Source organism: Gulosibacter macacae (genome assembly GCF_003865375.1).
Lineage (GTDB): Bacteria > Actinomycetota > Actinomycetes > Actinomycetales > Microbacteriaceae > Gulosibacter > Gulosibacter macacae.
Genome location: NZ_RQVS01000005.1, coordinates 125,833 through 138,693 on the forward strand (window position 1 = coordinate 125,833; position 12,861 = coordinate 138,693).

At 63.8% G+C, this 12,861-nt stretch carries 10 protein-coding genes and 1 tRNA gene; 2 read left to right on the forward strand and 9 right to left on the reverse strand.

All coding sequences use genetic code 11. The features are described 5' to 3' along the window. Window positions 1-59: 59 nt before the first annotated feature. The 8 genes from rpsA to polA form a co-directional block, all read right to left on the reverse strand. A complete protein-coding gene (gene rpsA, locus EG850_RS05425; protein WP_124971103.1) occupies window positions 60-1,517 on the reverse strand; it encodes a 30S ribosomal protein S1 in 1,458 nt (485 codons plus the stop codon). Between the two features lie 188 nt (window positions 1,518-1,705). Further along, complete coding sequence (locus tag EG850_RS05430) at window positions 1,706-2,131, reverse strand: DUF779 domain-containing protein (protein WP_124971106.1); 426 nt, start codon at window positions 2,129-2,131, stop codon at window positions 1,706-1,708. Between the two features lie 94 nt (window positions 2,132-2,225). Then, on the reverse strand, window positions 2,226-3,239 hold the full coding sequence (adhP, locus tag EG850_RS05435) for an alcohol dehydrogenase AdhP (RefSeq protein ID WP_124971109.1): 1,014 nt from the start codon (window positions 3,237-3,239) through the stop codon (window positions 2,226-2,228). A gap of 85 nt (window positions 3,240-3,324) precedes the next feature. After that, window positions 3,325-4,848 carry an acetaldehyde dehydrogenase ExaC gene (gene exaC / locus EG850_RS05440; protein ID WP_124971112.1) on the reverse strand — a complete coding sequence of 508 codons (1,524 nt, stop codon included), beginning with the start codon at window positions 4,846-4,848 and terminating at the stop codon, window positions 3,325-3,327. Window positions 4,849-4,989: 141 nt separating this feature from the next. Further along, window positions 4,990-6,243, reverse strand: a complete 1,254-nt coding sequence (locus EG850_RS05445; protein ID WP_235829219.1) for a helix-turn-helix domain-containing protein — start codon at window positions 6,241-6,243, stop codon at window positions 4,990-4,992. 119 nt (window positions 6,244-6,362) lie between these two features. Next, the gene (locus tag EG850_RS05450) at window positions 6,363-8,048 is read right to left on the reverse strand and encodes a DUF885 domain-containing protein (RefSeq protein WP_124971115.1); all 1,686 of its coding nucleotides are present in this window, start codon (window positions 8,046-8,048) and stop codon (window positions 6,363-6,365) included. Between the two features lie 10 nt (window positions 8,049-8,058). Further along, complete coding sequence (locus tag EG850_RS05455; protein ID WP_124971118.1) at window positions 8,059-8,877, reverse strand: EI24 domain-containing protein; 819 nt, start codon at window positions 8,875-8,877, stop codon at window positions 8,059-8,061. Window positions 8,878-8,886: 9 nt separating this feature from the next. Next, window positions 8,887-11,514, reverse strand: coding sequence for a DNA polymerase I (gene polA, locus EG850_RS05460; protein WP_124971340.1), 2,628 nt, complete (start codon window positions 11,512-11,514; stop codon window positions 8,887-8,889). 78 nt (window positions 11,515-11,592) lie between these two features. On the opposite strand from polA, the gene EG850_RS05465 reads away from it, so the two are divergent. Continuing rightward, window positions 11,593-12,072 carry a PaaI family thioesterase gene (locus EG850_RS05465; RefSeq protein WP_124971356.1) on the forward strand — a complete coding sequence of 160 codons (480 nt, stop codon included), beginning with the start codon at window positions 11,593-11,595 and terminating at the stop codon, window positions 12,070-12,072. Between the two features lie 64 nt (window positions 12,073-12,136). Here EG850_RS05465 and EG850_RS05470 read toward each other — a convergent pair whose 3' ends face one another. Then, window positions 12,137-12,742, reverse strand: coding sequence for an ANTAR domain-containing response regulator (locus EG850_RS05470; RefSeq protein ID WP_124971121.1), 606 nt, complete (start codon window positions 12,740-12,742; stop codon window positions 12,137-12,139). A gap of 36 nt (window positions 12,743-12,778) precedes the next feature. Here EG850_RS05470 and EG850_RS05475 point away from each other — a divergent pair. After that, window positions 12,779-12,861 (forward strand) — tRNA-Leu (locus tag EG850_RS05475).

Here is a 12,861-nt window from a genome sequence, read left to right on the forward strand (position 1 = left end):
CAATAACGCAAGTGGGGCGGTCTCCCGAAGGAGACCGCCCCACTTGTTTGGGCTAGTGACTAGTTGCCAGCAAGCTTCTCGCGAAGCGCGGCGAGCGACTCGTCGTCGGCAAGGGTGCCCGCGCCGGTGTCCTCAACCTCGCTCGAGAACGAGGATGCACCCTGCGGAGCTTCGGGAGCGGTCGCCTCGGCGTCGAGCGCCTTGCGGACCTGCTCCTTGTGGAGCTCCCAGCGACCCTGAGCCTGGGCGTACTCCTGCTCCCATGCGTCGCGCTGGGCCTCGAAGCCTTCCATCCACTCGTTGGTCTCGGGGTTGAAGCCCTCGGGGTACTTGTAGTTGCCCTGCTCGTCGTACTCGGCGAGCATGCCGTAGGTGGCGGGGTCGAAGTCGGCACCCTCGGGGTCGACGCCTTCGTTCGCCTGCTTGAGCGAGAGCGAGATGCGGCGACGGTCGAGGTCGATGTCGATGATCTTCACGAAGAGCTCTTCGCCAACCGAGACAACCTGGTCGGCGGTCTCGATGTGGTGGTTCGAGAGCTCCGAGATGTGCACGAGGCCCTCGATGCCGTCGGCAACGCGAACGAACGCACCGAACGGAACGATCTTGGTGACCTTGCCGAGCACGATCTGGCCGATGGCGTGGGTGCGAGCGAGCACCTGCCACGGGTCTTCCTGCGTCGCCTTGAGCGAGAGCGACACGCGCTCACGGTCGAGGTCAACCTCGAGCACCTCAACGGTGACTTCCTGGCCAACTTCGACAACCTCAGAGGCGTGGTCGATGTGCTTCCAGCTGAGCTCCGAAACGTGGACGAGGCCGTCAACGCCGCCGAGGTCGACGAACGCACCGAAGTTGACGATCGACGAGACAACGCCCTTGCGGACCTGGCCCTTCTGAAGCTGGTTGAGGAAGTTCGAACGGGTCTCCGACTGCGTCTGCTCGAGGAGCGCACGGCGCGAGAGAACCACGTTGTTGCGGTTCTTGTCGAGCTCGAGGATCTTCGCCTCGATCTCCTGGTTCAGGTAAGGCGTGAGGTCGCGAACGCGGCGCAGCTCGATGAGCGAAGCCGGGAGGAAGCCGCGCAGGCCGATGTCAACGATGAGACCACCCTTGACAACCTCGATGACGGTACCGGTAACGACGCCGTCCTCTTCCTTGATCTTCTCGACGTCGCCCCAGGCGCGCTCGTACTGCGCACGCTTCTTCGAGAGGAGAAGACGGCCTTCCTTGTCTTCCTTCTGGATGACGAGAGCTTCGACCTCGTCACCGATCTCGACAACCTCGTCGGGGTCGACATCGTGCTTGATCGAGAGTTCGCGCTGCGGGATGACACCCTCAGTCTTGTAACCGACGTCGAGGAGAACCTCGTCGCGGTCAATGCGAACGACGGTGCCGGTGATGAGGTCACCGTCGTTGAAGTACTTCATCGTGGCTTCGACCGCGGCGAGGAAGTCATCTGCAGAGCCGATGTCGTTTACGGCGATCTGCGTGGGCGCCTGTTCGGTCGTGATGTTGGTCATGTAGGTAGTGCTCCAGAAGGATAGGGTCATCAGTCCGGCCGGAGGCCTCGACACGACGACGCGACGGAGCACTACCGTCCGGGAAACGGATAGGAACGCACAAATGTGCTCCCCTAGCCTATCGGCCGCGGCAATGCTTAGCAAATGCTGATGGCAAAGAGCAAATTACCCTGACAAGCAGGAATGTGTCAGTCGCCGATCAGAATCGTCGACCTGATCAAGAACCGCTTGCCGGTCGGCCCTTCGAGCGAGAACCCGCCACCACGGCCAGGTACTGCATCCACGAGCAATCGGGTATGCCGCCAATACTCGAACTGCTCTTTCGACATCCAGAACTCGAGCTCGCTCGCCGGGGTCTCGCCGGCTGCTGGCAGATCGAACGTGCCGAGCAACACATCCGCGTCGCCGGTCAGGAACTCCCCCGCCGGGTAACACATCGGCGCCGAGCCATCGCAGCAGCCACCAGATTGATGAAACATGAGCGGGCCGTGACGTTCGGCAAGGTCGAGCAGCAGCTCGAGTGCCGCAGGCGCCAGATCAACTCGGGAGGTGGTTTCGCCATCGATCTCGGGTCGTGATTGCAGCGCGACTTGGGTGCTTGCTGTTTCGTCCATGATTCCTCCGTGCATTCATGCAAGATCGGGGTTGATGCGTTTGCGACGCATCAACCCCGATCTGGCTACTACCTGGTACTAAACCGGATGCGGTTTAGCGGTAATCGATGACCATGCGGCCATCGATCTTGCCCTCGTGCATTTCGGCGAAGATGTCGTTCACTTCATCGAGTTTGCGTCCCGCAACTGTGGGGCGGATGAGTCCGCGCGCGTAGAAGTCGAGCGCTTCCTTCATATCGCGGCGGGTGCCGACAATCGATCCTCGAATCGTGAGCGCCTTGAGCACCACCTCAAAAATCGGAGCCGGGAAGTCCCCCGGGGGCAGGCCATTGAACACGATCGTGCCACCGCGTCGCGCCATGCCGATGGCCTGACCGAAGGCTGACTCGTGGACGGCGGTCACGAGCACGCCGTGCACACCACCCGTTTGTGCTTGGATCGCTTCGACCGGGTCTTCGTCGCGGGCGTTTACCGTCACCTCAGCACCGAAGCTGCGAGCGAGGGCGAGCTTCTCATCGGAGATATCGACTGCCGCGACCCGGAGGCCCATCGCAACCGCATACTGCACGGCAATGTGTCCAAGGCCGCCAATACCCGAGATCACTACCCACTGGCCGGGTCGGGTGTCGGTCATCTTGAGGCCTTTGTACACCGTCACACCAGCGCAGAGAATTGGCGCGACCTCGAGCGGGTCTGACCCTTCTGGAATGCGCGGTGCATAGCGAGCGTCGACGAGCATGTACTCACCGAAGGAGCCGTCGACCGAGTAGCCACCGTTCTGCTGCTCCTCGCAGAGCGTTTCCCAGCCGGTCTCACAGAACTCGCACGTTCCGCAGGCCGTCCAGAGCCAGGCATTGCCGACGATGTCGCCCACCTTGACATCGGATACTTCTGAGCCAACTGCTTCTACAACGCCGACGCCTTCGTGGCCGGGAACGAACGGCGGGCTCGGCTTGACCGGCCAGTCGCCTTCGGCGGCGTGCAGGTCGGTGTGACACACACCGCTCGTGATGAGCTTCACCAGCGCCTCGTGTGGGCCGGGTTCGGGAAGGTCGAGCTGCTTGATTTCTAGGGGGTCACCGAAGGCGGTCACCACTGCTGCGGTCATTTGCTTCATGATGGTCTTCACTTTCGTTTCGTAGTCGTTTGGTGTCGTGGACTTGCGGTAGTGACCGCCGGAGCGGCCGAGGGAATCAGAAGAAGCCGAGCTTGTTCTCGCTGTAGCTCACGAGCATGTTCTTTGTCTGCTGGTAGTGGTCGAGCATCATCAGGTGGTTCTCGCGGCCGATACCCGATGACTTGTAGCCACCGAACGCGGCGTGCGCCGGGTAGTTGTGATAGTGATTCACCCACACCCGTCCGGCCTGAATTGCCCGGCCAGCCCGGTAGGCGGTGTTCTGATAGCGGGTCCACACGCCCGAGCCGAGGCCGTAGAGCGTGTCGTTCGCAATGCGCATGGCGTCGTCGAAGTCTGAGAACTTCGTCACCGACACCACAGGGCCGAAAATCTCTTCCTGGAAGATGCGCATCGCGTTGTCGCCCTCGAAGATCGTCGGGTTCACGTAGTAGCCACCCGAGAGCTCTCCACCGAGGTCGGCGCGCTCGCCGCCGAGACGCACCTTCGCGCCCTCCTGCTTTCCGATGTCGATGTAGCTCAGAATCTTCTCGAGCTGATCGTTCGAGGCCTGGGCACCGATCATCGTGTCGGTGTCAAGTGGGTTGCCCTGCTTGATGAGCTTCGTGCGCTCGGTCACGACCTCGAGGAAGTTGTCGTAGATCGACTCCTGAATAAGCGCGCGCGACGGGCAGGTGCACACCTCGCCCTGATTGAGCGCGAAAAGTACGAAGCCCTCCTGCGCCTTGTCGAAGTACGCGTCGTCCTTCTCCATGACGTCTTCGAAGAAAATATTCGGCGACTTGCCGCCAAGTTCGAGCGTCACCGGAATGATGTTCTGCGAGGCGTACTGCATGATGAGCCGGCCCGTCGTCGTCTCACCGGTGAAGGCGACCTTCGCGATACGTGGGTTTGAGGCAAGCGGCTTGCCACACTCAACACCGAAACCATTGACGACGTTGAGCACACCGGCCGGAAGCAGGTCGCCGATGAGTTCCATCAGGTAGAGAATTGACGCGGGCGTCTGCTCGGCGGGCTTGAGCACGATGCAGTTGCCGGCAGCGAGCGCCGGGGCAATCTTCCACGTTGCCATGAGCAGCGGGAAGTTCCAGGGGATGATCTGGCCGACGACCCCGAGCGGCTCGTGGAAGTGATAGGCGACGGTGTCGTCGTCGAGCTGGGAAAGCGTGCCCTCTTGCGCGCGGATGGCCCCGGCGAAGTAGCGGAAGTGATCAATTGCGAGCGGGATGTCGGCATTGAGCGTCTCGCGCACGGCCTTGCCGTTCTCCCACGTCTCAGCGACGGCAATCTTCTCGAGATTTTCTTCCATGCGGTCGGCGATCTTGTTGAGTACTACCGCGCGTTGTGCGGGCGAAGTCGCGCCCCATTCAGCTTTCGCCGCGTGTGCGGCGTCGAGCGCTTTCTCAATGTCTTCGGCCGTGCCGCGGCCCACCTCGCAGAACACCTGGCCGGTGACCGGGGTGATGTTTTCGAAATACTCGCCCTTGACGGGCGCTACCCATTCACCGCCGATGTAGTGGTCGTACCGGCTTCGGTACGACATCACAGCACCATCGGTACCCGGGTTTGCGTAAACGGTCATCTCTGCTCCTTGACGTCGTTGTCGTGGATAAGTCCGCGTTGGTCACGCGTGACTGCACGCTATAGCGCAAGGGGTTGCAGCGGGGTTGCAGCGGTGCTACATGGCGTTGTACGGCGTTGCAATGGGATGCGCCGCCCCGCGCTACGCGACGTCGTTGCCTTCCAGCGACTCGAGTCGTGCGACCACCGCCGCACGCTTGGGCGAGCGGGGCGGCAACAGCCTCAGGGCCTGAAAATGCGCATCCACGTCGAGATCATGGCCCGGCAGTTCGAGCCATTCCACGACAGCGTCGGGGCTCCCCTGAGTGAGCACGGCTTCGCGCAACGTCGAGCGGGTGATCTCCCGAATGTCAACGACCCCGGGAGCATCCGAGGCCGGCAACACCGCACCCACGTAATCGTGCAGCGCTTGTCGATGCGCGCCGCGGCCAATTGCACGCAATACATCCGCCGCATCTGAGGAGACGCGATCGTCGAGCCGATACGGCTGCGAACGAAGCTCGATGGTCGGGTCGATGGTTGCAAGCACCTGGCGCAGGCGCACCATCTCGGCGCGCAGCGTTGCCGGTCGCATCCCTTCGGGGTGCAGGTAGCCGGCGAGTTCCGCCGCGCTGAGGCCATCACGGTGCCAGGCGAGCAGCATGAGAATCTCGGAGTGTCGGGGGCTGAGCTCGACGCTGCGACCATCGACGGTCTCGATGCTTGCGTTCGCGCGTCCGAGTAGGCGAATGCGGATGCGACCGGCCGCGGGCGGCACCAGCTTCGGCACCCGGGTGGCGGCAGGTTGTTGGATGCGGTGGAGCTGCAACTCTGCTTCGCTCGCGGCGACCGCGGCACGTAGGAGTGCGAGCGTGTGTGGAGCGGCGGCATCGCGATCGCCAGTGACATCAAGCACCCCGAGGATGCGGCCGGTCGCGGGGTCATGAATCGGCACCGCCGTGCAACTCACGCCGTGTGCGGCAGGAGCGAAGTGTTCCTCGCCTTCGACCTGTACCGGAGCATCCGCGGCAATCGCGGTGCCGGGAGCGCTGGTGCCGACGGCTGCCTCGGACCAATCCGCTCCGGCAACAAAGCCCATATCTTCGGCTTGACCGCGGGTTCGGTGCGCACCGTCAACCCAAAGGAGCCGACCTTCATCGTTAGCGAGTGCGACCACCAGACCAGATTCGCGCGCGGGCTGCACCACAAGTTCGTCGAGGAGGTCGTAGACCGGCGCGAGGGGCGCATCCGCCTGCCATGCGGCGAGTTCGTCGCGGGCGATGGCGAGCTCGGGGTGGGCATTGTTCGGCGTGCCAAGCAAGCGCGTCGAGCGTTGATGCGACGCACTGATGAGATCGCGCATCCGCTCGGCGGTGCGACTCCCCCGCGCTTCGGCGGGAGTGGTTTGGCTGGTCACCCGAACCCCCTCGTTCTGGTCGGGACAGCCTAGGCGCTCCGGCTTGGGGATGCCTGCTCTATTCGTTACTTCAAGTACCTCAGCACGCGGTGGCGCCGTGTGCTGAGGTGCTTGAAGCACTAGCGAGACAGCTGTTGACGCAGCGTGTCAAGCCCAACTGTGCCAAGGCGCAGGGCGCGCTCGTGCCAGGCGGCAAGATCAAAGTCTGGTCCCGCTACACGTGCGGCCTCAGCGCGCAAGTCTTCCCAGATGCGCTGGCCGAGCTTGTACGAGGGCGCCTGCCCTGGCCAACCGAAGTAGCGCGTCACCTCGAAGTGAATTGACGGCGCATCCATGTTCACTTCGCCCGTGAAGAACTCGATGGCGCGCTCAAAGGTCCACGGATCCCCCGTTCCGGGCATGGGCTTTCCCAGGTGCATGCCGAGGTCGAGCACGACGCGGGCGGCGCGCATCCGCTGCGCATCGAGCATGCCGAAGCGGTAGGCCGGTTCATCTAGGAAGCCAAGTTCATCCATGAGTGACTCGGCATAGAGCGCCCATCCCTCGCCGTGCCCCGAGCACCAGTTCACGCGCCGCCAGGCGTTGAGCGTCGCCTTCTCTGCCGTGCTCGTGGCGATCTGCAGGTGATGGCCCGGCACGCCCTCGTGGTACACCGTCGTGAGTTCGCGCCAGGTCGAAAACTCCGTGACCCCCTCGGGCACCGACCACCACATGCGTCCGGGACGCGTGAAATCGTCACTGGGGCCGGTGTAGTAAATGCCGCCGTCTTGGGTTGGTGCGATGCGGCACTCAAGTTGGCGCATCTCAGGCGTGATCGCAAATTCACTCCCAGCGAGCGCGTTCACGGCAGCGTCGCTGCGCTCCTGCATCCACGCCTGCAATGCAGCAGTGCCTTCGAGTCGATAGCGCGGGTCGCGATCGAGAAGATCGGCGACTTCGGCGACCGTGCGGCCCGGTGCAATCTCGGCGGCCACGGCCTCCTGCTCACGGCGCATGCGGTCGAGCTCAGCAAGACCCCACTCATAGCTGTCGTCGAGATCAACCGCGGCACCGAGAAAAAGGCGCGAGTACAGGGCGTAGCGATCGCGACCCACGGCATCCTGCTCTGTGGCGACCGGCGCGAGTTCCTCGCGGAGAAAGCTTGCGAGCCCCGCGTACGCTTCTGCGGCAGCTGCAGCACCCTTGGCAAGGTCGGTGCGCAGGGCCGGTGAGGCATCATCGGGAGCGGAGTTTGCGAGTCCCGCGAACATACCGTCAGCGCGCCCGTAGTCGGCCGCCTGGGTCGCGAGCTCGTTGACCTGTCGGACCGCGGGCGTCATGCCCCGCCGCATCCCTTCGCGGAGCGTTGCCGCATACCCAGCAACGGCCTCCGGCACATTGGCGAGACGGCGGGCGATTTCGACGAAGTCGTTGCTCGTTTCTTGCGGCATGAGGTCGAACACCATGCGAATCTCGTGGGCCACTGTTGCGAGATTGTTCATCTCGCGCAGCGGCTCTCCCGCATCGAGGAGTTCGAGGTCGAGTTCGAGCGTGCGGGTGAGTTCAGCTGCGGTGACCGCATCCACCTCGTCGGTCACTGGCGTGTCGGCAACTTCGCGAAGCGTCGTGGCCGTTGCCGCGCGGCGCGCCTCGAGACCTGCCGGTGAGTAGTCGCCGTATTCGGCTTGATCGCCCGGACGACCGAGATCGATTCGCATCGCGGGATTGAGTTCGACCTGAGTGTCGAGCCAGCGCTCGGCGAGACGGTCGAGCGCGGTGTGCGGGCGGGATGCAGGGTTCGGGTTGGGCGTAGCGACGTCAGTCATGCCCGCGAGCCTAGTGCTGGGGTGGCTCCGGGTTTGGGGTGAGGGCCGCGCCAGCTGGTGCTGGTGGCGTTGGCGGCATGGGGCGTGTCGGCTCGCCGAGCAGATCGCGCATGAGGAGTGTGCCGCCGACCGCGGCCGCCGGGGTTCCGACGACGGCGCCGAGCGGGATGAGGAACATCAGGTACGCGCAGACGCCAAATCCGAGCGACCGGGCGCGTCGGGTGGCAAGCATTTTCTCGCGCTGTTTAAGCGGGATGCGGCGGGCATCACCCGGCGTGCCGGTGAGCTCAATGGCAAGCGCACGACCGCCGAAAAACGCGCCGGCGATCCAGCCGAGCACCGAACCCACGACCGGGATGAGGCCGAGAAGGAAGACGAGGAGGGCTGTGAGAATACCTGTGCCAATGAGGCGGGCCGCGTCGCCGAGGCCGCGGCGAAATCCCTGCCAGAAAGTTTCATCGGGCATGATCGCAAGTCCGCCGAGTTCGCGTTCGGTGCGCTGCGAAATGCGCTCGTTGAAGGGGCCTGCCACCGCGAGGGTGACAGCGGCGAAGGTGAATACGCCGAGGGCGACACCTGCCGCCACCACAGCAACGGCGACGAGTACGCGCACGAGCGTCGTCGCGGGATCGGCCCAGTTGTCGGCAAACGGCGTTGCCCACTCGGCAATGCGGGTGGCATTGATCGCGAGGATGATGACCGCGGTGAAGTAGAGCACACTCACGATGAGCGCCGGGATCGCGCCTATGGCCATCATCCCGGGGCGTCGCGCCCACATCCCGAAACCCCGGAAGAAGAGCGCGACGCCGCCAAAGAATTCGCGAATCATGCTGGTTCGCTAGTGTCCTGCGGTCTGCCAGTTTGCGCCGCGGCCGACCGAGACATCGAGCGGCACACGCAGTTCTGCGGCCCCACCCATCTCTTCGCGCACGAGCGCTTCGAGACGATCGCCCTCATCCGGTGCCACTTCGAACACGAGTTCGTCGTGAACCTGCAGCAACATGCGCGAGGCGAACTCTTCTGCCCGCATCCGGGCGTCGATCCGCACCATCGCAATCTTGATGATGTCGGCAGCCGCCCCCTGAATCGGTGCGTTGAGGGCTGCGCGCTCGGCGTTCTCACGCGCGACGCGGTTCGTCGAATTGAGATCGCCAAAGGGGCGGCGGCGGCCGAAGAGCGTCTCGGTGTAGCCGTCTTCCTTCGCCTGCAACACTGAATTGCGCAGGTAGTCGCGCACCTTGCCGAAGCGCTCGAAGTAGCCCTCGATGAGCTGGCGCGCCTCGGACACCTCGATGCCGAGCTGCTTCGACAGTCCGAAGGGGCTGAGTCCGTAGACGAGGCCGTATGACATGGCTTTCACCTTGGTGCGCATGTTTGCATCAACCTCTTCGGGAGCAACGCCGAACACTCGCGAACCGACAAAGCGGTGCGTGTCTTCGCCGCGCACGAAGGCCTCAATGAGATCTTCATCACCCGAGAGGTGCGCCATGATGCGCATCTCAATCTGCGAGTAGTCGGCGGTGAGGAGCTCGTCATAGCCCTCGCCTGCCACGAACGCCTCACGAATGCGCATGCCATCGACCGAACGAATCGGAATGTTCTGCAGGTTCGGATCAGTCGACGCGAGACGACCCGTGGCCGCCGCCGTCTGCTGATATGTGGTGTGAATGCGGCCGCTCGCGTCGATCGTCTTGAGTAGCGACTCCATGATCTGCTTGAGCTTCGAGGCATCACGGTGGCGGCGCAGGGCGCCCAAGAACGGATGCGGCGACTTCGCTTCGAGCGCCTCGAGCGACTCCGCGTCGGTCGAGTAGCCAGTCTTAGTGCGGCGCGTCTTCGGCATGTCGAGCTGGTCGAACAGCACCGTTTGCAGCTGCTTTGGCGAGGCAAGGTTGAAACGCTCGCCGCCAACCGCGTCGAACGCCTCCTGCTCGTATTCGACGACCTTCGCCGACTGACCATCGGCGAGTTCCTGCAGAAACTCGCGCTCCACCGCAACGCCGGTGTGCTCCATCTGGGCCAGCACCGGGATGAGCGGGGCCTCGATCTCGTCGAAGACCGGTCGGGTGGGTTCCGGTAGCCGGGCGATGGCAGCTTCGGCGCCGCGGCGCACGAACCAGGCATCGGCACCGAGCGAGTTCGTCGCATCCTCGACCGGCACGAGTTCGTTCGGGTCGGCTTCGGGCAGGGTCTCGCCGAGGAACTGGTGCACGAGCTCGGCGAGGCGTTTGGGTACGCCGGTGGGGTTACCGAGGAAGGCGGCAACCTGGGCGTCATTGATCGCGCCGCCGATCTCGATTCCGGCGGCGAGAGCCGCCTTGAGGGTGGGCTTGGCGTCGAACATGGTCTTCGGGGCATCGGAGGCGAGCCACTCAAGGAGCGGTGCCGCGTCATCGGCAGCAATCACGGTCGCGGCCGATTCGGCACCGCCGAGCCCCGCCTCCGCAAGCTTGCCGTCGACGAAGTCGAGGCGTAGGCCAATGCCCTTTGGGCAGGCTTGCTGCTCGCGCTCGAGCCAGGCAGTGAGCGCGTCGCCGCCGAGGTTCACGTCGATGTCGAGCTCCGATGCAGGATGCTCGGCAGTTGCGACAGCACCGTCTCGCTCGGCCGCCAGCTTGAGCACGCGGTCTTGCAGGGTGCGAAACTGGAGGCGGGTGAACACCTCGCGCACCGCATCCACGTCAATTGCACGAATGTCGAGGTCGTTCGGCTGATACGGGAGCTCAACGTCGACGAGCAGCTGGTTGAGCTCACGGTTGCGAATCGCGTTTTCGCGGTGCTCGCGGAATGACTCGCCAACCTTGCCGGTGAGCTCATCCTCGTGCTCGAGTACGCCAGTGAGCGAACCGAATTGCGCGAGCCACTTCGCGGCAGTCTTCGGGCCGACTTTCGGCACACCCGGCAGGTTGTCGGCCTTCTCGCCCACCATGGCCGCGAGGTCGGAGTACTGCTCGGGGCGCACGCCGTACTTCTCTTCGACCGCATCCGGTGTGTAGCGCGTGAGCTTCGACACACCCTGCACGGCCGGGTAGAGCAGGGTTGTCTTCTCGTTCACGAGCTGGATCGCATCGCGGTCGCCAGACACCACGAGCACCTCGTAGCCATCGCGCTCACCTTCGTGCGCGAGGGTGGCGAGAATGTCGTCGGCCTCGAAGTCGTCTTTCTCGAGCCAGGTGATGCCCATGGCTTGTAGCGCTTCTTTGAGCAGACCAATCTGGCCGCGGAACTCCGGCGGCGTCTCGTCGCGACCGCCCTTGTACTCCTCGTAGATGCGGTTGCGGAACGATTGCGAGCCCGCATCGAAGGCCACCGCGAGGTGGCTTGGGTTTTCATCGCGCAGGAGCGAAAGCAACATCGAAATGAAGCCGTGGATGGCGTTCGTGTGTTGGCCCTCACTATTGACGAAGCTGTCAACGGGCAGGGCGAAGAACGCACGGAAAGCGAGCGAGTGGCCGTCGATCACCATGAGAGTAGGCTTCGACGTGGGTTGAGTGGCTGTCACCCGGCCAGTCTAGAGGCCGCGAATCGAGGAGCATCCGTGTCAATGTTCGACTTCGAACCCCGCTTCCCTACCGAGCACATCGGCGAGGTCGTGAACGGACACACGATTCCCGATCAGTTCGAGGTGACGCAGGGCCGTGGTGTCGGTGTGCTGGCTGAGCGCATGGGCGTGTATTTCATTGAACTCACGCCGGAGTATTCACTCGCGGTGATGCCCGTTGAAGGCAATACCCAGCCCATCGGCCTCATGCACGGCGGCGCCTATTGCGTGCTTGGCGAAGCCATGGGGTCGGTTGCCGCAAACCTGCACGCCTGGCCGAAGGGCGGTTACGCTGTCGGCACTGATATCAATGCCACCCACACCGGTTCGGCTTCGCGCGGCTGGGTAACCGGTGAGTGCCGGTCGATTCAGCTTGGCGGCACGATGACCGTGCACGAGATCGTGATTTCGGATGCGGCGGGCCGACGCTGCTCGACTGTGCGGATCACTAATCTGATTCGCCGTCGTCCCGACGCGAAGTAGTGCACGAGCCTCAGCTGGCGCGCTGAGGCTCCAGTCCCGCGCGCTGAGGCTCTCGAAGCGCTACCTAGTCCTTCTTCGGGGCGAGCTGCTCGACGACCGCCTGGGCGACCTCGTGCATCGTGAGGCGACGGTCCATCGACGCCTTCTGAATCCAGCGGAACGCCTCAGGCTCGGTAAGCCCCATCTTGTCGGTGAGCAGGCCCTTGGCCCGGTCGACGAGCTTGCGGGTCTCGAAACGCTCAGCGAGGTCGGCGACCTCGGCCTCAAGCGCGACGATCTGCTGGTGACGCGCGAGCGCAATCTCGATTGCGGGCAACAGGTCGTTCTGCGTGAACGGCTTGACGACGTAAGCGAGCGCACCGGCTTCGGTGGCGCGGTCGACGAGTTCCTTCTGGCTGAACGCCGTGAGCAACACGACCGGCGCAATGTGCTCATCCGAGAGCTGCTTGGCGGCGGAGATGCCGTCGAGCTTCGGCATCTTCACGTCCATGACGACGAGATCGGGGCGAAGTTCGCGTGCGAGGGCTACTGCAGTTTCGCCGTCACCCGCTTCGCCAACCACGTCGAATCCGTTGTCGCGGAGGATCTCCACGATGTCGAGGCGGATGAGCGATTCGTCTTCAGCGACGACGACGCGGCGGGGAGTTTGGTTGGATGCAGTTTCAGTCACGGGGAAAGGCTACTGTACTGTGTTGCGAACGTGCTCGCCGGTGTGGCGGAATGGCAGACGCGGCGCACTCAAAATGCGCTGTTCGAAAGGACGTGTGGGTTCGAGTCCCACCACCGGCA

Bases quoted from the DNA above. Each gene is read 5' to 3' on its own strand.
- rpsA (WP_124971103.1), bottom strand. From the start codon at position 1,517: ATGACCAACATCACGACCGAACAGGCGCCCACGCAGATCGCCGTAAAC.
- EG850_RS05430 (WP_124971106.1), bottom strand. From the start codon at position 2,131: ATGGACGAAACAGCAAGCACCCAAGTCGCGCTGCAATCACGACCCGAG.
- adhP (WP_124971109.1), bottom strand. From the start codon at position 3,239: ATGACCGCAGCAGTGGTGACCGCCTTCGGTGACCCCCTAGAAATCAAG.
- exaC (WP_124971112.1), bottom strand. From the start codon at position 4,848: ATGACCGTTTACGCAAACCCGGGTACCGATGGTGCTGTGATGTCGTAC.
- EG850_RS05450 (WP_124971115.1), bottom strand. From the start codon at position 8,048: ATGACTGACGTCGCTACGCCCAACCCGAACCCTGCATCCCGCCCGCAC.
- EG850_RS05455 (WP_124971118.1), bottom strand. From the start codon at position 8,877: ATGATTCGCGAATTCTTTGGCGGCGTCGCGCTCTTCTTCCGGGGTTTC.
- polA (WP_124971340.1), bottom strand. From the start codon at position 11,514: ATGGTGATCGACGGCCACTCGCTCGCTTTCCGTGCGTTCTTCGCCCTG.
- EG850_RS05465 (WP_124971356.1), top strand. From the start codon at position 11,593: ATGTTCGACTTCGAACCCCGCTTCCCTACCGAGCACATCGGCGAGGTC.